Source organism: Caulobacter sp. GW821-FHT12F03, assembly GCF_058806855.1.
This window is the reverse complement of record NZ_JBXAQC010000002.1, coordinates 78873-96188: the sequence shown is the minus strand read 5'-3', so window position 1 is coordinate 96188 and position 17316 is coordinate 78873. Positions and strand designations below refer to the sequence as shown.

The 17316-nt window shown below is 70.1% G+C and carries 19 protein-coding genes; 5 read left to right on the top strand and 14 right to left on the bottom strand.

The genetic code is table 11. The features are described 5' to 3' along the window. Window positions 1-51 precede the first annotated feature (51 nt). Window positions 52-957 carry a DMT family transporter gene (locus AC1RN0_RS05920; protein WP_492786511.1) on the top strand — a complete coding sequence of 302 codons (906 nt, stop codon included), beginning with the start codon at window positions 52-54 and terminating at the stop codon, window positions 955-957. On the opposite strand, the gene AC1RN0_RS05915 is transcribed toward AC1RN0_RS05920, so the two are convergent. Both AC1RN0_RS05915 and AC1RN0_RS05910 read right to left on the bottom strand, forming a co-directional pair. Next, on the bottom strand, window positions 945-1388 hold the full coding sequence (locus AC1RN0_RS05915) for a hypothetical protein (RefSeq protein WP_492786510.1): 444 nt from the start codon (window positions 1386-1388) through the stop codon (window positions 945-947). The two genes, AC1RN0_RS05920 and AC1RN0_RS05915, sit on opposite strands and share 13 nt — an antisense overlap. Before the next feature lie 61 nt (window positions 1389-1449). Then, window positions 1450-1764, bottom strand: a complete 315-nt coding sequence (locus AC1RN0_RS05910) for a hypothetical protein (protein WP_492786509.1) — start codon at window positions 1762-1764, stop codon at window positions 1450-1452. A 176-nt stretch (window positions 1765-1940) separates the two neighbouring features. Here AC1RN0_RS05910 and AC1RN0_RS05905 point away from each other — a divergent pair, with 176 nt between their 5' ends. Together AC1RN0_RS05905 and AC1RN0_RS05900 are read left to right on the top strand one after the other, a co-directional pair. Next, complete coding sequence (locus AC1RN0_RS05905) at window positions 1941-3821, top strand: ATP-binding protein (RefSeq protein ID WP_492786508.1); 1881 nt, start codon at window positions 1941-1943, stop codon at window positions 3819-3821. Window positions 3822-3940: 119 nt separating this feature from the next. Then, the gene (locus AC1RN0_RS05900; RefSeq protein ID WP_492786507.1) at window positions 3941-4360 is read left to right on the top strand and encodes a hypothetical protein; all 420 of its coding nucleotides are present in this window, start codon (window positions 3941-3943) and stop codon (window positions 4358-4360) included. A gap of 65 nt (window positions 4361-4425) precedes the next feature. Here the strand turns inward: AC1RN0_RS05900 and AC1RN0_RS05895 are convergent, their stop codons facing one another. Then, window positions 4426-5238 (bottom strand): PhzF family phenazine biosynthesis protein, encoded by an 813-nt coding sequence (locus AC1RN0_RS05895; RefSeq protein WP_492786506.1) that lies wholly within the window; start codon window positions 5236-5238, stop codon window positions 4426-4428. A gap of 44 nt (window positions 5239-5282) precedes the next feature. Here AC1RN0_RS05895 and AC1RN0_RS05890 point away from each other — a divergent pair, with 44 nt between their 5' ends. Together AC1RN0_RS05890 and AC1RN0_RS05885 are read left to right on the top strand one after the other, a co-directional pair. Next, the gene (locus tag AC1RN0_RS05890) at window positions 5283-5738 is read left to right on the top strand and encodes a hypothetical protein (protein ID WP_492786505.1); all 456 of its coding nucleotides are present in this window, start codon (window positions 5283-5285) and stop codon (window positions 5736-5738) included. A gap of 10 nt (window positions 5739-5748) precedes the next feature. Continuing rightward, window positions 5749-6222, top strand: coding sequence for a GNAT family N-acetyltransferase (locus AC1RN0_RS05885; RefSeq protein ID WP_492786504.1), 474 nt, complete (start codon window positions 5749-5751; stop codon window positions 6220-6222). Window positions 6223-6352: 130 nt separating this feature from the next. Here AC1RN0_RS05885 and AC1RN0_RS05880 read toward each other — a convergent pair whose 3' ends face one another. The 11 genes from AC1RN0_RS05880 to tolQ form a co-directional block, all read right to left on the bottom strand. Next, window positions 6353-6931, bottom strand: coding sequence for a nucleotidyltransferase family protein (locus tag AC1RN0_RS05880; RefSeq protein ID WP_492786503.1), 579 nt, complete (start codon window positions 6929-6931; stop codon window positions 6353-6355). Continuing rightward, window positions 6928-7740, bottom strand: a complete 813-nt coding sequence (gene thiD / locus AC1RN0_RS05875; RefSeq protein ID WP_492786502.1) for a bifunctional hydroxymethylpyrimidine kinase/phosphomethylpyrimidine kinase — start codon at window positions 7738-7740, stop codon at window positions 6928-6930. The genes AC1RN0_RS05880 and thiD overlap by 4 nt, the downstream gene beginning before the upstream one ends. Before the next feature lie 157 nt (window positions 7741-7897). Continuing rightward, complete coding sequence (gene folP / locus AC1RN0_RS05870) at window positions 7898-8698, bottom strand: dihydropteroate synthase (RefSeq protein ID WP_492786501.1); 801 nt, start codon at window positions 8696-8698, stop codon at window positions 7898-7900. Between the two features lie 194 nt (window positions 8699-8892). Continuing rightward, entirely contained in the window at window positions 8893-10797 is a 1905-nt protein-coding gene (gene ftsH, locus AC1RN0_RS05865) for an ATP-dependent zinc metalloprotease FtsH (RefSeq protein WP_492786500.1), read from the bottom strand. A gap of 71 nt (window positions 10798-10868) precedes the next feature. Beyond that, a complete protein-coding gene (gene tilS, locus AC1RN0_RS05860) occupies window positions 10869-12161 on the bottom strand; it encodes a tRNA lysidine(34) synthetase TilS (protein ID WP_492786998.1) in 1293 nt (430 codons plus the stop codon). A 150-nt stretch (window positions 12162-12311) separates the two neighbouring features. After that, window positions 12312-13163 (bottom strand): tol-pal system protein YbgF, encoded by an 852-nt coding sequence (gene ybgF / locus AC1RN0_RS05855; protein ID WP_492786499.1) that lies wholly within the window; start codon window positions 13161-13163, stop codon window positions 12312-12314. Window positions 13164-13275: 112 nt separating this feature from the next. Next, a complete protein-coding gene (gene pal, locus AC1RN0_RS05850) occupies window positions 13276-13824 on the bottom strand; it encodes a peptidoglycan-associated lipoprotein Pal (protein ID WP_492786498.1) in 549 nt (182 codons plus the stop codon). A 127-nt stretch (window positions 13825-13951) separates the two neighbouring features. Continuing rightward, a complete protein-coding gene (gene tolB / locus AC1RN0_RS05845; protein WP_492786497.1) occupies window positions 13952-15253 on the bottom strand; it encodes a Tol-Pal system beta propeller repeat protein TolB in 1302 nt (433 codons plus the stop codon). 13 nt (window positions 15254-15266) lie between these two features. Further along, window positions 15267-16058, bottom strand: coding sequence for a cell envelope integrity TolA family protein (locus AC1RN0_RS05840; protein ID WP_492786496.1), 792 nt, complete (start codon window positions 16056-16058; stop codon window positions 15267-15269). A 37-nt stretch (window positions 16059-16095) separates the two neighbouring features. Beyond that, window positions 16096-16599, bottom strand: a complete 504-nt coding sequence (locus AC1RN0_RS05835; protein ID WP_492786495.1) for an ExbD/TolR family protein — start codon at window positions 16597-16599, stop codon at window positions 16096-16098. Window positions 16600-16602: 3 nt separating this feature from the next. Next, a complete protein-coding gene (tolQ, locus tag AC1RN0_RS05830; RefSeq protein WP_492786494.1) occupies window positions 16603-17301 on the bottom strand; it encodes a protein TolQ in 699 nt (232 codons plus the stop codon). Window positions 17302-17316 lie beyond the last annotated feature (15 nt).

The window sequence follows — 17316 nt, the reverse complement described above, 5'->3', positions numbered from 1 at the left end:
GCGCCGTCGGGGCAGGGGCCTTACCTCCGACGCCTGGCGAGGGGGGAACGGGTGCAATCTCGGGCGCGCATAGACTGGGTGGTGCTGGGGGTCCTGGTGCTGATCTGGGGCTCGGCCTTCGCCGGCCTGAAGATCGCCGTGGGCGGCATCCACCCCTTCTGGGTCTCGGCCATCCGCCTGTGGGTGGCGACGATCACCCTCTGGCTCGTCGCCGCGGCGCGGGGCGAGCAGCTGCCGCCGCTGTCCTTCGACCGGCAGGGCGTCTGGTTCGCCTACGCCATGCTCGGACTGGTCGGATTCGCCGCACCGTTCTTCATGTTCTCGACGGCGGCGAAAAGCCTGCCGAGCGCGGTCAACGCCATCTGCAACGGCGCCTCGCCGGTGTTCACCGTGGTCATGGCCCACCTGTTCCTGCACGACGAGAAGCTGACGCCCCGCCGGCTGGTCGGGGTGGTCCTGGGCTTCAGCGGCCTGCTGGTGCTGGTCGGGCCGAGGCTGACCACGGGCGCGGCGCTCGAGGCCGGGGCGCTCGGCCTGGCGATCGGCGCGGCGGTCCTCTACGCGGCCTCGAACGTGATGATGCGCCGCACGCCGCAGGTCCCGTCGACCATCGGCGGGCTGATGATGTGCCTGACCGGCGCGATCTTCGCCACCGTCGGGGCCCTGGCGCTCGACGGGCCGCCGCCGATGCCGCCGATGGGGCCGCTGGCGGTCACGGCCGTGCTGGGGATCTTCTCCAGCGGCCTGGGCACGGTCGGCTGGGTCTGGCTGATCCAGCGCCGCGGCGCGGTGTTCACCAGCATGACGGTCTATCTGCTGCCGTTATGGGCGCTGGTGCTGGGGGTGGGGCTGATGCACGAGCGGCCGGGCTGGAGCGCCCTGGCGGCGCTGGCGCTGATCCTCGGCGGGGTCGGCCTGACCACCACGGTGTCGAAGAAGGCGGCTCAGGCCGCCTGAGTGACCCGCGCGGCGGCCCGGCTGCGTCGCCGCCAGGCGATCAGCGTGCCGACGAGGATGCAGATCAGGATGCCGATCGTCACCAGGTTGTTGACGATGGCGTAGAAGCGGTCGCGCTCCAGGGCGCTGACCAGATACCAGGCGTGCAGGCTGAACTGACCGGCCTGCAGCAGCATCGCCGCCCCGATCCACAGGCTGGCGTAGCGGATCGCCAGTGCGAGAAAACCCGCGGCCAGAACGCCGTCGGCGGTCAGCAGGGCGCCGGAAATCGCGTCCTGTTTCAGGAGATGATGAACGCCCAGGGCGATGATCGAGGTGATCAGCTTCAGGCTGGCGCCGAGACGCTCAGGCCGTCCGCCCTTCCACCACGCCAAGGCGCACACCAAGAACGTGGCGCCCCAGCCGACCAGTGGAATGAGCGAGTGATACATCTCTTGCGCCTCTACACGGAGTTAGAGGCGCAAGAGAGTTAAACTATCGCAACCTTCGACGTCAGCTGACCTGACGCAGGTCCAGACGGTTCTGCGGCGTGTCCGCTTCCGGCGGCTTGTCTTCCCAGCCGGTCATCTTGGTGCGAACGCCGATGCGCAGCTTCACATCGTTCAGTTCGTTGTGCACGGCCACGACGGCGGTGCGGGCTTCCGCCAGCGCGGCCATCGCTTCAACCAGCTTGGACGGGGCGGCGTCGCCCACCACGGCCGACAGGTTGAGGTCTTTGCGGGCCTTGAGCAGGTCCGCCATCAGTTCCGCCGCCTCGGTCATCGCCGCGTCGAGCGCATGCTCGGTCGCGAACAACTTACGGGCCACGCGTTGGGCAACAAAAGCTTTTTCCACCTGTATCCCTCCATCAACCGGCAGGCGAGATGAAGGTAAACGAAACCTTAATATCTGACTAGGTAAATAGATGGTTAAATTGTCGCGGAAGCGAAGCGTTAGGGAGATTGGGTCATAAGCGGGGGGTAAGGGGCTGCCTTTCCGGACCGATGACCCAGCAGACGGATACAACCCAGGCTTCCAGCCACGCGCCCTTCCAGGCGCGCGTGGCCAGTGTTGCGCTGGTCACGACGGTCGCGGTGCTGCTCGCAGCCTGCGGCGCCTTCATGATTCAGCAGTGGGCCGTCTCGCGACAGGAAGCCAAGACCAACACCGCCGCGCTGAACGCCGTGGTCGCGGATCTGGCGGCGCCGGCCCTGGCCCGCGGGGACGAGGCGGAGGCGCGTCGGGCCGTCCAGTCGGTCATCGCGGCGCCCGGCGTTCGTGCGGCCAGTCTGATCGACGACAAGGGGCGCATCCTGGCGGTGCATCGGGACCGTCGGCCGGCGTCCGCGTCCGAAACCACCATCCGGACCCCGGTGACCCTCAAGGGCCGCACGGTCGGCGCCCTGGTCACCACGGTGGAGTCGCCGAAGCTGGCCACCCTGCTGCCGCGCTTCCTGGCCCTGACCTTCGCCCTGTTCTTCGGCGCGGCCGGCATCGCGATGTTCGTGGCCAACACCCTGGCCCGCCGCATCAGCCGGCCGGTCAGCCGCCTGTCGCGGGCGATGGGCGAGGTGGCCGAGAGCGGCCGCTTCACGCCGGTCGCCGAGGACGCGGACGACGATCTGTTCCGCAGTCTCGCGCGGAGCTTCAACCAGCTGCTCGCCAAGCTGGACGCCAACGACCGCGACCTGCGCCGGACGATGGCCGAACTGGTCGAGGCCCGCGACCAGGCCAACGCCGCCAATGTGCTGAAATCCCAGTTCCTGGCCAACATGAGCCACGAGATCCGCACCCCGCTGAACGGCGTGCTGGCCATGGCCGACGTCATGGCGCGCGGCGAGCTCGATACGCGCCAGCGCGAGCGGCTGGGCGTGATCCGCGAATCCGGCGAGCTGCTGCTCAGCGTCATCAACGACGTGCTGGACCTGTCCAAGATCGAGGCGGGCCGTCTTGAGCTGGCGGAACACGACTTCTCGCTCGACGACATGGCCGAGAGCGCGGTCAGCGCCTTCTCCGTGATGGCCGCCGAGAAGAATCTGCGGTTCGGCATGACGGTCGACGAAAACGTCGCCGGCTGGTGGCGCGGCGATCCCGACCGGATCCGCCAGATCCTCAGCAACCTGCTGTCCAACGCGGTGAAGTTCACCGTCGAGGGCGCCGTGGCGGCGCGGTTCTCGCTGTCGCCGTTCGGCGAGCTGCGCCTGACGGTGTCCGACACCGGCATCGGCATCGCCAGCGACAAGCTGCCGACGCTGTTCGAGAAGTTCATCCAGGCCGACAATTCGACGACCCGGCGGTTCGGCGGAACGGGCCTGGGCCTGGCCATCTGCCGCGAGCTGGCCCAGTTGATGGGCGGGTCGATCTTCGCCCGCAGCATCGAGGGCGAGGGCTCGACCTTCACGGTCGACCTGCCGCTGCCGCGCGCCGAAGCCCGGGCCGAGACCGCGGTCGCGGAGTCGGCGGCCGAGGCGATCGAGGAGCGCAAGCTGCGCATCCTGGCGGCCGAGGACAACGCCACCAACCAGAAGGTCCTGCAGGCGGTCATGGAGCCGCTGGGCGTCGACCTGCACATCGTGGCGGACGGCCGCCAGGCGGTCGAGGCGTGGCGCCATGGCAAGTTCGACCTGATCCTGATGGACATCCAGATGCCGGTCATGGACGGCGTGGAGGCGGCTCGCACGATCCGCGCGGCCGAAGCCGCCGACGGGGGACCGAGGACGCCGATCCTGGCGCTCACCGCCAATGCGCTGGTGCATCAGGTGGAGTCCTATCTGGCCGTGGGGATGGACGGCCACGTCTCCAAGCCGATCGAACTGACGCGGCTTTACGAGGCGATCGAGTCCGCCCTGACCGCGGCCGCCGCGGCCCGCTCCGTCGCGGCCTGATCCGTCCCGGAAGCCTGAACGCCAGACAACGACAGCCTCAGAACCGTTTCAGGTTCCGCGTGTTTACCTCTGTGCATGGTCGTCCCTCCGAGGCGGCTCCGCACAAGAGGACATTCGTGATGAAGAAGTTTCTGATCCCCCTTCTGGCGGCCTCCGCTCTGGCCGGCGCCGCCCTGCCGGCCGCCGCCGCGCCCTGGACCGACATCAACCATCGTCAGGCCGCGCTCGACCACCGCATCGACCAGGGCGTCCGCAACGGCTCCCTGACCCGTCGCGAAGCGGCCGGCCTGCGCGCCGAGTTCCAGACCATCGCCCGGCTGGAATACCGCTATCGCCGGACCGGCGGCCTGCAGGCCTGGGAACGCGCCGATCTCGATCGTCGTTTCAACATCCTGAGCGCCAAGATCCGCTACGAGCGCCACGACCGCGACGACTATCGTCCGGGTCCTGGCCCCCGCCCGGGCCCCGGCTATGACGCCGACCGCGACGGTCACCCCGACCGCGTCGACCGGTTCCCGCACGACCCGCGCCGCTGGTAAGCCCCGACCAGCGCTGACGCGAAGGAACGCCCCCGTCTCCCCCCGGACGGGGGCGTTTTCCGTTGTCAGAGCCGCAGGAGGCTCTCGATCACGGTCACGGCTCGCCCGCGCAGCAGCACGCGGTCGCCACGGTGTTCGCAGTCGAGTTCGCCGCCGCGGCCCGGGTAGGCCTGCAGGAACCGCAGGTCGGCGCGGCCCAGCTTGCCGGCGAACAGCGGCGAGAGAATGCAGTGGGCCGAGCCCGTCGCCGGATCCTCCGGGATGCCCGAGCCCGGCGCGAAGAAACGGCTGACGACATCGTAGGCCGAACCCGCGTCCGCCAGGGCCGCGGCCGACAGGTTGCCCCGCCCGCCCGTGGCCTCGCCGGCGATCTTCTCCAGCGCCGCCAGATCGGGCTTCAGCGCCCGGACGGCCGCCTCATCGTCGAACAGGGCGACCAGATAGCTGCCGGCCCAGACCTCGGTCGGCGTCGCGCCCAGCGCCTCGACCAGCCCCTCCGGCACGGACGTCTGCCTGGGGATGCTGGCCGGGAAGTCCATCTCGTAGCGTTCGCCCAGACGCTTGACCGTGAGCGGCCCCGACTGTGTGTCGAAGGTGATCCGGTCGGCCGTGACGCCCAGCTCGGCGAACAGCACATGCGCCGCCGCCAGGGTGGCGTGGCCGCACAGCGGCACCTCCAGCGCCGGGGTGAACCAGCGCAGGCCGAACTGCGCCGGATCGTCCGTGGTCAGCAGAAAGGCCGTCTCCGCCTGGTTGTTCTCGGCCGCCAGCGCCTGCATCCAGCCCGCGTCCGCCCAGGCCGACACCGGCTCGACCACGCAGGCGGGGTTGCCCCGGAAGGGCGCGGAGGCGAAGGCGTCGACAGTCCATTGGCGCATGAGCGGAGTTCCCGGATAACGAAGAAACGCGATAGGTGGGCGTGATGACCTTCGAACTCAATGGCGGCAAGCTGCTTGGCCTGTTCGCGCCGATCTGGGCGCTGCTGGCGCTGTCGTGGCTCGTCAACCGCGACGCCTTTCTCGCCGATCCGGTGAACGTGTCGATCACCGCCGGCATCCCGTTCGTCGCGACGGGCGCGCTCTGGCTGTTCGGCCGGCGCCGGTGGAGGCTGGAGCTGACGCCGACGGCGCTGATCCATCACACGCTCGGTCGCACCGAGGTGTTCGACTGGTCGCTGATGGGGCCGATCGGCGTCAGCCGCGTGTTCGGCCTTGATCTGGTGTCGCCCTCGACGCTTCACTTCGCCTACGCGGGCGGCGGCCTGCTCGGCCCGGCGGGCCAGGTGCTCGGCCGCCGGCTGCTGTGCGTGTTCGGCGACGGCGGGAGCGATCGCCTGCTGCGCCAGATCGAGGACTACCGCCGCCTGCACGGCGTCTGAGGAGGGAGCGATGCCCACCGAACTGCGCACCGGCGACGGCTATGTCGTCAGCGACGACCCGGCCCTGTTCGATCTGCCGCGCGCCCATCGCTGGATCAGCGAGGAGTCCTACTGGGCGAAGCAGATCCCCTACCTGACCTTCGCCACGGCCGTCCGCAACAGCCTGACCTTCGGCGCCTACGCCCCGGACGGCGAGATGGCGGCCATGGCCCGGGTGGTCACCGACCGGGCGACCTTCGGCTGGCTGTGCGATGTGTTCGTCGACGAGGCCCATCGCGGGCGGGGGCTGGGCAAGGCGCTGATGGCCTTCTTCAAGACCCATCCCAACCTGCAGGGCTTCCGCCGCATGCACCTGGCCACGGCCGACGCCCATGCGCTCTACCGACAATACGGCTTCAGCGACCTGACCGGCGCCGACCGCTGGATGGAGATCCGCGATCCGGAGGTCTACACGCGGAGTGCGTCCTTCGAGACGCGATCCTGAGGGATCGCTCCTCAGGATGACGGGCCAGGGTGGGCTGCAAAACTCTTCGTCATGGTGAGGAGCGAGCCTCAAGCGGGCGTCTCGAACCCCGCACACGTCCGGGGACACGCACTGAAGTGCATGTCCTCGCTCAGCCCGGCTCCACCACCGTCACTTCCGGCCAGCGGGTCCGGGCCGAGGTGGTCGTCTTGGCCCAGCCCTTCGCCAGGGGCCGGTTCGGATTGGGCCGCAGCGTCATGGCGAACACGTCCTCCAGGCCGAACGGCGCCTTGATGGTCAGGCTGTCGTCGGGCTCCAGCCGCACGCCGACGCCGAAGGCGGGTGCGACGAACCGCGTCAGAGCCTCGGTGCTGTTCGACAGCGGCGCGTAGGGTTCGCCGAAGTGGTCCTCGAACCACAGATGCACCCGCGCCTGGTTGCGCACCTCGACCAGCTCGTTGAGCGGCGATGGAAAATGGGCCGCGGCGCGCTTGATGAACACGTCCTCGGCGTCCCAGCTGGTGTCCGGGTCGAAGTAGATCAGGTCATAGTCGCGCACGCCGTAGTCGGGCTCGCGTCCGGTCACGTGGTTCCAGATGCGCTGGTAGACCGCGCCGGAGACAATCAGCCAGTCCGGCAGGTCGAGCTCGCGCGCGCCCGTCAGCACGGTCATCATCGAGGGCGAGGCGCGGAGGATGTCCTCCAGCTGCTGCTCCAGCGGTCGGCTCATCTGTCCCTCATCGGCCAGGCGTGATCCAGCGGCCCGTGGCCGGAGCCGAAGCCCGGCGCGCGCAGCATGGCCTCGTGAACGTAGTTCCAGGCCCGGGCCACGGCGGCCGTCAGTGGCAGGCCCTGGGCCAGGCCGGCGGCGCAGGCCGAGGCGAGCGTGCAGCCGGTGCCATGGGTGTGGCGGGTGTCGAGCCGCTCGCCCTCGAAGAGGGTCTCGCCGTCGGCCGTCAGCAGGATGTCGACCACACGGTCGCCGCCCACATGGCCGCCCTTCATCAGCACGGCCCGCGCGCCCAGCGCCAGCAGCGCCTCGCCGGCGCGGCGCTGGTCGTCGGGGGTGGCCACGCGCAGACCGGTCAGGGCTTCCGCTTCCGGCGCGTTGGGGGTCAGCAGCGCCGCGCGCGGGACCAGCAGGGCCTTCACCGCCGCCACCGCCTTCGCCTCAAGCAGCGATGCGCCCCCCTTGGCGACCATCACCGGATCGATGACGGCCGGAATGTCCGCGGCGCCGCCGAGCAGCCGCGCGACCAGCTCCACCGTCGCCACGTCGCCCAGCATGCCGGTCTTGATCGCGTCGGCGCCGATGTCGTCCAGCACCGCCCGGGCCTGGGCCTCGATGATGTCCAGCGGGATCGGGTGCACGCCCGTGACGCCGAGGGTGTTCTGCACGGTGATGGCGGTGATCGCCGTGGCCGCGTAGCCGCCCAGCGCCGTGACCGTCTTGATGTCCGCCTGGACGCCCGCCCCGCCCCCGCTGTCGGACCCGGCGATGATCAGGACGCGGCCGCGAGGGGAATCAGGAGAGGGCATGGAAGGTTTGTATCGCTCTCCGCCCGCGATGGGCAGGGTGCGTGGTTCGACACGCACCCTGCGGGTGCTGCTCACCATGACGTGCACAGAGCTACGTCATCCTGAGCAGGCCGCGCAGCGGCCGTGTCGAAGGACGCACGCCAATGAAGACGGGCGCCTAGCCGTCCATCGCGCCCTGAACCGCGAGCGCCTGGACGGTCTCGCGCACGTCATGCACCCGCACGGCCGCGACGCCGGCGCGGGCGCCCTCGAGCGCGACCGCCAGGGACCCGCCCAGCCGGTCGTCAGCGTCGGTCGCGGTCCGGTCGATCGCGGCGATGAACCGCTTGCGGCTGGCGCCGAGCAGCACCGGGAAGCCCAGCGCGACGAAGCGAGGCAGGGCGCGCAGCAGGGCGAGGTTGTGCTCGAGCGTCTTGCCGAAGCCGATGCCGGGGTCGAGCCAGATCTTCTTCCGCGCCACGCCGGCGGCCAGGGCGGCGTCGGCGCGGGCCAGCAGGAAGGCCTCGACCTCTGCGACCACGTCGTCGTAGCGCGGCGCGTCCTGCATCGTGCCGGGCTCGCCGCGCATGTGCATCAGCACCACGTCGCAGCCCAGCGCGGCCGCAACGGCCGGAGCGTCCGGCGATCCGCGCAGGGCGCTGACGTCGTTCCAGATCGTCGCTCCGGCGGCCACGGCGGCGCGCGCTACGGCGGGTTTGAGGGTGTCGATGGAGATCGGGACGGCGCTTTCGGCGCGGAGCGCGGCGATCAGCGGGACCACGCGGTCCAGCTCTTCGGCCTCGGGCACCGGCGCGGCGCCCGGCCGGGTCGACTCGCCGCCGATGTCGAGAATGTCCGCGCCGTCGGCGATCAGCCGCCGGGCATGGGCCAGCGCGGCGCCCAGGCCAAGATGGCGGCCGCCGTCTGAGAAGCTGTCGGGCGTGACGTTGACGATGCCCATGACGCGGGGGGATGGCATCTAGGTGCTCCCCTGTAGGCTCGTTCCCTTCCCCCTGGAGGGGGGAAGGGTCAGGGATGGGGGTGGTGCAGGTTCAACCAGCACGGTGATGGGAAAGGGGGGCTCAGCCGCCGGCGCCGCGACGTTGACAGACCTCCACCCCCATCCCCGGCCCTTCCCCCCTCCAGGGGGAAGGGGGAGGACCGGGAGGAGCATCAGTCCTGCGACCGCGCCACCACGCCGCCCGGACGGGGCGACAGGGGCACCGAGGCGTTGGGGCCGCTCGGGCGCTTCTCGGGTTCCTCGCGGTTGGGCATGACGCCCTTCATCGCGTTGGTGATCTCGTCGCCGCTGAGGGTCTCATACTCGAGCAGGGCCTTGGCCACCTTGTGCAGGTCCTCCAGCCGCTCGGTCAGGATCCGGCGGGCCTCGTCGAGGCCTTCCTGGACCAGCCGCTTGACCTCGCTGTCGATCAGCCGGGCCGTCTCTTCCGAGACGTTCTGGGTGCGGGCCACCGAATGGCCGAGGAACACCTCTTCCTGGTTGTCGCCGTAGGCCACGGTGCCGAGCTTGTCGGAGTAGCCCCACTGGGTGACCATCGCCCGGGCCAGGCCGGTGGCGGCCTTGATGTCGCTGCTGGCGCCGGAGGTGATGTTCTCCTTGCCGAAGATCAGCTCCTCGGCGACGCGGCCCGCCATCATGATCGCCAGGCGGCTGGTCATCTGGGCGTACTTCATCGAGTAGCGGTCGCCTTCGGGCAGCTGCATGACCATGCCGAGCGCACGGCCGCGCGGGACGATGGTCGCCTTGTGCACCGGGTCGGCGCAGGGGACGCTCATCGCCACCAGGGCGTGGCCGCCCTCGTGATAGGCCGTCAGCTTCTTCTCTTCCTCGTTCATGGCCATCGAGCGGCGCTCGGCGCCCATCATGACCTTGTCCTTGGCCATCTCGAAGTCATCGTGGGTGACCATGCGGCGGTTCTTGCGCGCGGCCAGCAAGGCGCCTTCGTTGACCAGGTTGGCCAGGTCGGCGCCGGAGAAGCCGGGCGTGCCGCGGGCCAGGGTGCGCACGTCGACGTCGGCCGCCAGCGGCACGTTGCGCATGTGAACGCGCAGGATCTTCTCGCGGCCCGTGACGTCGGGGTTGGGCACCACGACCTGGCGGTCGAAGCGGCCCGGACGCAGCAGGGCGGGGTCGAGCACGTCGGGACGGTTGGTCGCGGCGATCAGGATGATGCCTTCATTGGCCTCGAACCCGTCCATCTCGACCAGCAACTGGTTGAGCGTCTGTTCGCGCTCGTCGTTGCCGCCGCCCACGCCGGCGCCGCGATGGCGGCCGACGGCGTCGATTTCATCGATGAAGATGATGCAGGGCGCGTTCTTCTTGGCCTGTTCGAACATGTCGCGGACGCGGCTGGCGCCGACGCCGACGAACATTTCCACGAAGTCCGAGCCGGAAATGGTGAAGAAGGGCACGCCGGCCTCGCCGGCGATGGCGCGGGCCAGCAGCGTCTTGCCGGTGCCCGGAGGACCGACCAGCAGCGCGCCCTTGGGGATCTTGCCGCCCAGTCGCTGGAACTTGGACGGGTCCTTGAGGAAGTCGACGATCTCGGTCAGGTCGTCCTTGGCCTCCTCGACCCCGGCGACGTCCTCGAAGGTGACCTTGTTCTTGTTCTCGGTCAGCAGGCGCGCCTTGGACTTGCCGAAGCCCATGGCCCCGCGGGCCCCGCCCTGCATCTGGCGCATGAAGAACACCCACACCGCGATCAGCAGCAGGATGGGGAAGGCCTGGATCAGAATGTTGAGCAGCAGCGAGCGCTCGCCGGTCTTGAAGTTGATGTTGACCCCGCGGGCCTCCATCCGCTTGACCAGATCGGCGGAGTCGGCCGGCACGACGACCGTGAAGGCCTTCTTGTCCTGGGTCACGAGATCGACCGACGCGCCGTGGAAGTTGGCGCTGGCGATCTGGCCGCGATCCACCTGGGCCAGAAGGTCGGAATAGGAATGGGCCTCGGGGGCGGGGGTCGTCCCGGGCGCGGCGCCGCCACGCGCCACCATGCTCCACACGCCGGCGGCGATGATGACGACGAACGCCCAGATGGCCAGATTCCGCAGGTTCATGCGCTCAAACTTCCTGTGTTACCGACCACAAGATAGGGCGGCCGGTCCGATTTCGCCACGCGCGCGATTCGTCACGGGGCAGGTTCGCTGTCTACGCCCCCCGTCGCCGCGTCGAAACGGGCCAAAGCGAGGGCTTGAACACGAACCGAAGGCCGCTCTGCAAGGATCGGGCAAGTCACGGTCCCTTGGGCGTCAATTGTGACGGGCAGGGTCGGACGGGCGGCGGCGGGGACGGCGGCCAGCCTTCTGCGCTCGCTTTCCGGCAGTTTCGCGGCGCGCCCGGCCAGCGCCGTCACGGTCAGGCCGGGCCGCCCGGCGCGGACGGCGAACCGGCCGTCCCAGATCACCTCCCGGCCCTCGGGCAGCGCCAGCGGTGCGAGGCCGCCGCGCGTGATCTCGCCGGCGTCGCGCATCACGGTGATGTCGGTCCAGCCGACCTCGATCCGCGCCCCGGCGAGGGTGACGGTGAACGGATCGCCCCGCCGCAGCGCGTCGACGATGCGCGACAGGCTGGCCCCGCGCGGCGGCCGCGCCGTCCCGGCCGCGCAAAGGGCGGCGGCGGCGAGGGTGGAGGGGGCGGTAGATTTGGCCAAAACCAATCCTCCCCACGACGTGGGGAGGGGGACCCTGCGGAGCAGGGTGGAGGGGGCAGGGCGAACGGCGGCGGTCGCGTCCTGAATTCCGGTCTGTCCGGACGTGTCCGCGCCGGCCCCTCCACCACGCTCGGCGTGGTCGCCCTCCCCGCCTCGCGGAGAGGATTGAGCAGCCCTCGCCCTTGCCCGCGCGAACCGCAGGTCCTCGTTGGCCGGATCGTCGATCCAGGTCTCGCCGGCCTCGTTCAGGTACTGCCGCAGCGCCGCGCGGCTGACGCCCAGCAGGGGGCGTAGCAGGAACAGGCCCCGCCCCTCGGGCCAGGCAGGCGAGGGGGCCCAGACCCGCGCGTCCGGGACGGTCGAGCCGCCGGCGCGCATCGCGGCCGACTCTGACAGGTCGTCGGCCGTGTGGCCCATCAGCAGAACCCGCGCGTCGAGCGCCCGCGCCGCGTCCGCCAGCAGGGCGTGGCGGGCGTCCCGGGCCGCAGCGGGCAGGCCCGTGGCGGGCTTGTCGCCGGTCCAGGCGAGCGCCCGGAAGCCGACGCCGAGCCGGGCCGCCGTCTCGCGGCACCGCGCGGTCCAGCCCGCGCTGGCGGGGTTCAGGCCATGGTCGACGGTCAGGGCGACGACCGTCCGCCCGCGGGCGTCGGCCCAGGTCTTAACGATCCGCAGCAGCGCCAGCGAATCCCCGCCCCCTGACAGCGCCACGGCCAGCGGCGCCGCCGAGGCGGACCTCAGGCGGCGGTCGAGGATGGGGAAGATCGATTGCAGCAAGGTCCCTGCGTCCTTCGAGACGCCCCGGATCAAGTCCGGGGCTCCTCAGGATGACGAATTCCGGGGGCTGCAGAAATCCCCGTCATGGTGAGGAGCGGGTGCGTCAGACCCCCCCCGGACTGGATCCGGGGCTCGAACCACGCACGATCACGCCGCGCACTTGGCCTGGGCGCGGACGGTCTGGGCGCGGGACAGCACCGACGCCGGGGCCTTGGGATAGCGGCGGGCCAGTTCGTCGAGCGTCTGGCAGGCGTCGGCGGGCTTCTTCAGCGCCACCAGCGAGCGGGCCAGCTCGAGCGTCGCGTCGGGAGCCCAGGCGGTCTTCGGCCAGCCGCGGATGGCGCCGATGAAGGCCCCGGCCGCGTCGGCGTTGGCGCCGCGCACCGACAGGGTCTTGCCCAGCCAGTAACGGGCTTCCGGGCCCTTCTCGGTGTCGCCGTAGCGCTTCACGAAGGCGCTGAAGGCGGTTTCGGCGGAGTCGTAGTCGCCGTTGAGCATGAAGCTGCGCGCCCGGGCGAAGTCGGCGTCGGGATCGCCGGCGTCCTCGACGGGAGCCGCGTCATTGGCGGCGGCCTGCTGGCTGACGACGGTCGTCTCGATCTGGGTCGCGCGGGCTTCCAGCGCCGCGAGGCGGTCGGCCAGGGCGCGGTTCGAGGTGTCCGAGGCCCTGAGCGCCTTCTGGGCCTGCTCGAGCTCGAAGGTCAGGGTCTCGTTGGCGCCGTTCAGCTTGGTCAGCGTCTCTTCCAGGTCGGCGACGCGGTCGGTCAGGGCCTGGATCTGGGACTCAGTCTCGGCCGGCATGACCACCACCGGCTTTCCGGTGTCGCGGCCCTGGAAGACGATCGCGCGCAGTTCGCGCACGACCTTTTCCATCTTGTCGAGCCGCTTGACCGAGCGGTCGTCCAGCGGATCGGGCATCGGCGTCTGCGACCAGGCGGCGGCGGCGCCGAGCGACAGGGTCAGGGCGGCGAAGGCGGCGAGGAGGGTTTTGCGCGTCATGGCTCGAAACTGGCTCTAGTGCGGCGTCGAAATTACGGCGTGGACCCGAAAAGCAAAGAGGGGACCGCGATGACCGCGGCCCCCTCCCGGCTTTTCAGCGATCGGGGCGGCGTTAGCGCGCGCCCTCGACGATCACGGTGTGGCCGTTGCGGTTGTGGGCCCAGGCGGTCTCGTCGGAGCCCGGGTCGATCGGGCGTTCCTTGCCCCACGACAGGGTGACGATGCGGCTGGAGGCCACGCCGCGGCTGGCGAGATAGTCGCGCACCGCGTTGGCGCGGCGGGCGCCGAGGGCCAGGTTGTATTCGCGGGTGCCGCGTTCGTCGCAGTTGCCCTCGATGCGCACCTTCACGGCCGGGTACTGGCGCAGCCAGTTGGCCTGGGCGTCCAGCACCGGCATGGCGTCGGAGCGGATCTCGTAGCTGTCGAGGTCGAAGTAGACGAAGTCGCCGACGTTGATGACGAAGTCCTGCACCGAGCCGGGCAGGGCGCGCGTGTCGATCGGACCCGCGCCGCCGCCGGGCGTGCGCGGACCGGCCGGGCCGGGACCGGCCGACGGGCCGGGTCCGGGCGTGTCCTTGGGCTTCGAGGCGCAGGCGGCCATCGAAGCGGTGGCGGCGACAATAAGCGCCAGTCTAACGGCGCGTTTGGCGTCGAAGCTCATGAGCTTCCTCCTCCGGATTTGATCTATCGCGCCATTAGTGACGCAAAACAGCGAACTAACGCGACAAGAAACTCTGACTTGATCTCACAATGGCGTCAGGCTGGGACCCAACAACCACAATCACCGGTCAGTTGAGCAGCGGCGACCATGCGGGGTCTGAACCCGAGCCCTGGTACGGCGCCGGACGCAGGATGCGGCCGGTGATGTCCACCGTCCACAAACGCGGCGGGCCGCCGGGCGTTTCACGGAAGAACATCAGCACCCGGCCGTTCGGGGCCCAGGTCGGACCCTCGTCGAGATAGCTGGTGGTGAGGATCCGTTCGTCCGACCCGTCCGGCCGCATCACGCCGATGTGGAAGGTCGAGCCCGTCTGCTTGGTGAAGGCGATGAAGTCGCCGTTGGGGCTCCAGACCGGGGTCATGTAGCGGCCCTGGCCGTAGGAGATGCGCCGCGCGCCGCCGCCGTCGGAGCCCATGACATAGAGCTGCGGGCTGCCGCCGCGGTCGGAGTTGAACACGATCCGCGAGCCGTCCGGCGAGAAGCTGGCCGAGGTGTCGATGCCCGGATCGCTGGTCAGCCGGGTCTGCGACCGGGTGGCGAGGTTCATCACCCAGATGTCGGTGTTGCCGCCGCGCTCGACCGAGAAGGCGACACGGCCGCCGTCGGGCGAGAAGCGCGGCGCGAAGACCATGCCGGGGAATCGGCCGATCGTCTCCTGGCGTGCCGTCTCGATGTTGAACAGATAGATGCTGGAGCCGGTGGGCCGCAGCGCCATGTAGGTGATCTCCTGGCTGGTCGAGGAGAAGCGCGGCGTCATCACCACATAGCTGCCGTCGGTCAGGCTGGAGGGATTGGCCCCGTCCTGGTCCATGATCATCAGCCGCTTGACGCGGTTGGCGCGCGGGCCGCTCTCGGCGACGAACACCACGCGGGTGTCGAAATAGCCCTTCTCGCCGGTCAGCCGCTCATAGACCGCGTCGCTGATCTTGTGCGCCACGCGGCGCCAGTTCTCGGGCGTCGAGGTGAACTGCAGGCCCAGCAGCTGCTCGCCGGAGAACACGTCCCACAGGCGGAAGTCGACGCGCAGCTTGCCGTCGGCCTCGACGGTGATCGCGCCGTTGATCAGGGCCTGGGCGTTGATCGCCTTCCAGCCGGCGAAGTCGGGCTGGATGCCGATGTCGAGGTTGCGCTCGGGGAAGGCGGCGTTGTCGATCGGCGCGAACAGGCCCGAGCGGTCGAGGTTGCCGGCGATGACCTGGGCCATCTCCGCGCCGCGGGTCGAGCCGGTGAAGGCGGGAATGGCGATCGGCAGCGGCCGGACCTCGCCCTGATTGACGTCGATCTCCACATCCGCGCGGGCCATGCCGGGCAGGACGGCGCCGGCCATGAACAGCGCGAAGAGGGCGGCGAGGACGGGTCTGAAGGTCATCGGGGCACTCCGGTCAGCGACTGGCGCAAACCTGGTTGGCGTTGAAATTGACGGTGACTTTCTCACCGAAGAGCTCGGGTGGGAAATTGGGGAAGGGTTCTGTCATTCGTATGGCGCGAATGGCGGCGTCCGATCCGGCCCGCGTCAGCGAGCCCGGCGGGGCGCTGCCGCCGGACGACACCGGGTCGCCGAGCAGCCGGCCGTTCGGCGCGACGATGAAGCTGACCTTGATGTTCACGTCGGCCCCGCCCTCGACGAGGCAGTTGGGATTCCAGCGCCGGCCGAGGTCCGTGCCGAGCGTCAGCAGGTAGCCCTTGGCCCCGGCCGACGGACCGGTGCTCGTGCCGACGGCCAGGGTGCGGTCGCGTTTGCCGGTTCCGCCGCCGCCGCCGGTCTGCGGGCGCGGCGCCGGTCGGCGGACGCTCTGCACGTCAGCCATCAGCCGGTCGAGGTCGAGCGCCGGCTTGTGCGCGGGCGTCGGGGTCGGGGTCGGTTTCGGCGGCGTCTTGACCGGCGGCCTGGGCGTGGGATCGGGCAAGGGCGGGGCCACCGGAACCGGTTCGGGCTCTGGCGCCGGCTCGGGCAGGACTTCCTCGCCGGCCGACATCTCCTCGACGTTGGCCTGTTCGGCCGGCCGCGCGTTCGGCGGGCCCTGGGTGACGATGGTGATCGGCACGCCGCCCGGCGGCTGCGGCGGCTTCTTGAACCAGATTCCGGCCAGGATCACGAACGCGAACAGCCCCACATGCACGAGCAGCGAGGCCAGCAGCGCCGGAGACATGTTGTGGCCCTCGCGCCGGCTCATCGGCGCGTCCCATGGTCCGGGAGGGGGCAGCCCCGCATCATTTTGCGGGAATCTCGGCGGGCGACGGCACGGCCGCCGGGCCCGAGGACGGACCGCCGGTGTCGGTGATCAGGTTGATCTTGGAGAAGCCGCCCGTCGACAGGGCCGCCATGACCCGGGCGACGACCTCGTACGACGCCTTGCCGTCGGCGCGGACGTAGATCGGCTTGTCGTAGCCGGCGTTGGCCATGGCCGCGAGCCGGGGCTTGAGCGCCGCGAACGGGATCTGGCTCTCGCCGACGAACAGACCACCGTCGGCCTTGATCGTCAGGGTGATAGGCTCGGACTGGTCCTGCATCGCGCCGGCCTCGGTCTTGGGCAGCTCGATGGGCACGCCGCTGGTCAGCAGCGGGGCGCTGATCATGAAGATGATCAGCAGCACCAGCATCACGTCCACGAGGGGCGTGACGTTGATCTCGCTGAGCGCGCCGCGCCGGCCGCGACCGCGCCGGCCGCGCCGCTTTCCGACCGCGCCGAAGGCATCTGTGGACGACAGGGCCATGGCTCAGATCTTCTCGGCCAGGCGGCGCTGGATGGCCGTCGACAGGTCGTCGGCGAAGCCTTCCAGCCGAGCGGCGAACTTGCCCGCGTCGGTCGAGAACTTGTTGTAGGCGATGTAGGCCGGGATGGCGGCGGCCAGGCCGATGGCGGTGGCGAACAGGGCCTCGGCGATGGCCGGGGCGACCACGGCCAGCGAGGTGTTCTTCTCGATCGCGATGTTCTGGAAGGCGTGCATGATGCCCCACACGGTGCCGAACAGGCCGATGAACGGCGAGGCGGTGGCGACGATGGCCAGGCTGCCGAGGCCATCCTCGACCTTCTGGCTCTCGCGGGCGATGTTGCTGTCGAGCACCCGGTCGATGCGCTGGATCAGCAGGGCGGTCTGGGTGTCGCCCATGGCGCCGCGCGCGCGGGCTTCCTTCCACTCCCGCAGGGCGGCGTTGAGGAGCTTCGGCAGCGGATGCTTCGACCCCGCCGATTCCTGGCCGACTTCCTCAAGCGGCCGGCCCGAGCCGACCTTGTCCTCGAACCGGTTGGCCTCGGCGTTGAGCGACCCGAAACGGAACAGCTTGTCGATGATCACCGCCCAGGACCACAGCGAGGCGAGGGCCAGGCCGATCATCACCAGCTTCACCACCCAGTCGGCGTTGCCCCACAGGGTGACGATGGAAAAGGTGTCGGCCGTAATCGTCTGGGCGTCCATGCGGTCGTATCCCCC

Excerpts from the sequence above, each read along its gene's own strand:
- AC1RN0_RS05915 (WP_492786510.1), bottom strand. The coding sequence starts at position 1,388 with ATGTATCACTCGCTCATTCCACTGGTCGGCTGGGGCGCCACGTTCTTG.
- AC1RN0_RS05905 (WP_492786508.1), top strand. The coding sequence starts at position 1,941 with ATGACCCAGCAGACGGATACAACCCAGGCTTCCAGCCACGCGCCCTTC.
- AC1RN0_RS05900 (WP_492786507.1), top strand. The coding sequence starts at position 3,941 with ATGAAGAAGTTTCTGATCCCCCTTCTGGCGGCCTCCGCTCTGGCCGGC.
- AC1RN0_RS05895 (WP_492786506.1), bottom strand. The coding sequence starts at position 5,238 with ATGCGCCAATGGACTGTCGACGCCTTCGCCTCCGCGCCCTTCCGGGGC.
- AC1RN0_RS05890 (WP_492786505.1), top strand. The coding sequence starts at position 5,283 with ATGACCTTCGAACTCAATGGCGGCAAGCTGCTTGGCCTGTTCGCGCCG.
- AC1RN0_RS05885 (WP_492786504.1), top strand. The coding sequence starts at position 5,749 with ATGCCCACCGAACTGCGCACCGGCGACGGCTATGTCGTCAGCGACGAC.
- AC1RN0_RS05880 (WP_492786503.1), bottom strand. The coding sequence starts at position 6,931 with ATGAGCCGACCGCTGGAGCAGCAGCTGGAGGACATCCTCCGCGCCTCG.
- thiD (WP_492786502.1), bottom strand. The coding sequence starts at position 7,740 with ATGCCCTCTCCTGATTCCCCTCGCGGCCGCGTCCTGATCATCGCCGGG.
- folP (WP_492786501.1), bottom strand. The coding sequence starts at position 8,698 with ATGCCATCCCCCCGCGTCATGGGCATCGTCAACGTCACGCCCGACAGC.
- ftsH (WP_492786500.1), bottom strand. The coding sequence starts at position 10,797 with ATGAACCTGCGGAATCTGGCCATCTGGGCGTTCGTCGTCATCATCGCC.
- ybgF (WP_492786499.1), bottom strand. The coding sequence starts at position 13,163 with ATGACGCGCAAAACCCTCCTCGCCGCCTTCGCCGCCCTGACCCTGTCG.
- pal (WP_492786498.1), bottom strand. The coding sequence starts at position 13,824 with ATGAGCTTCGACGCCAAACGCGCCGTTAGACTGGCGCTTATTGTCGCC.
- tolB (WP_492786497.1), bottom strand. The coding sequence starts at position 15,253 with ATGACCTTCAGACCCGTCCTCGCCGCCCTCTTCGCGCTGTTCATGGCC.
- AC1RN0_RS05840 (WP_492786496.1), bottom strand. The coding sequence starts at position 16,058 with ATGAGCCGGCGCGAGGGCCACAACATGTCTCCGGCGCTGCTGGCCTCG.
- AC1RN0_RS05835 (WP_492786495.1), bottom strand. The coding sequence starts at position 16,599 with ATGGCCCTGTCGTCCACAGATGCCTTCGGCGCGGTCGGAAAGCGGCGC.
- tolQ (WP_492786494.1), bottom strand. The coding sequence starts at position 17,301 with ATGGACGCCCAGACGATTACGGCCGACACCTTTTCCATCGTCACCCTG.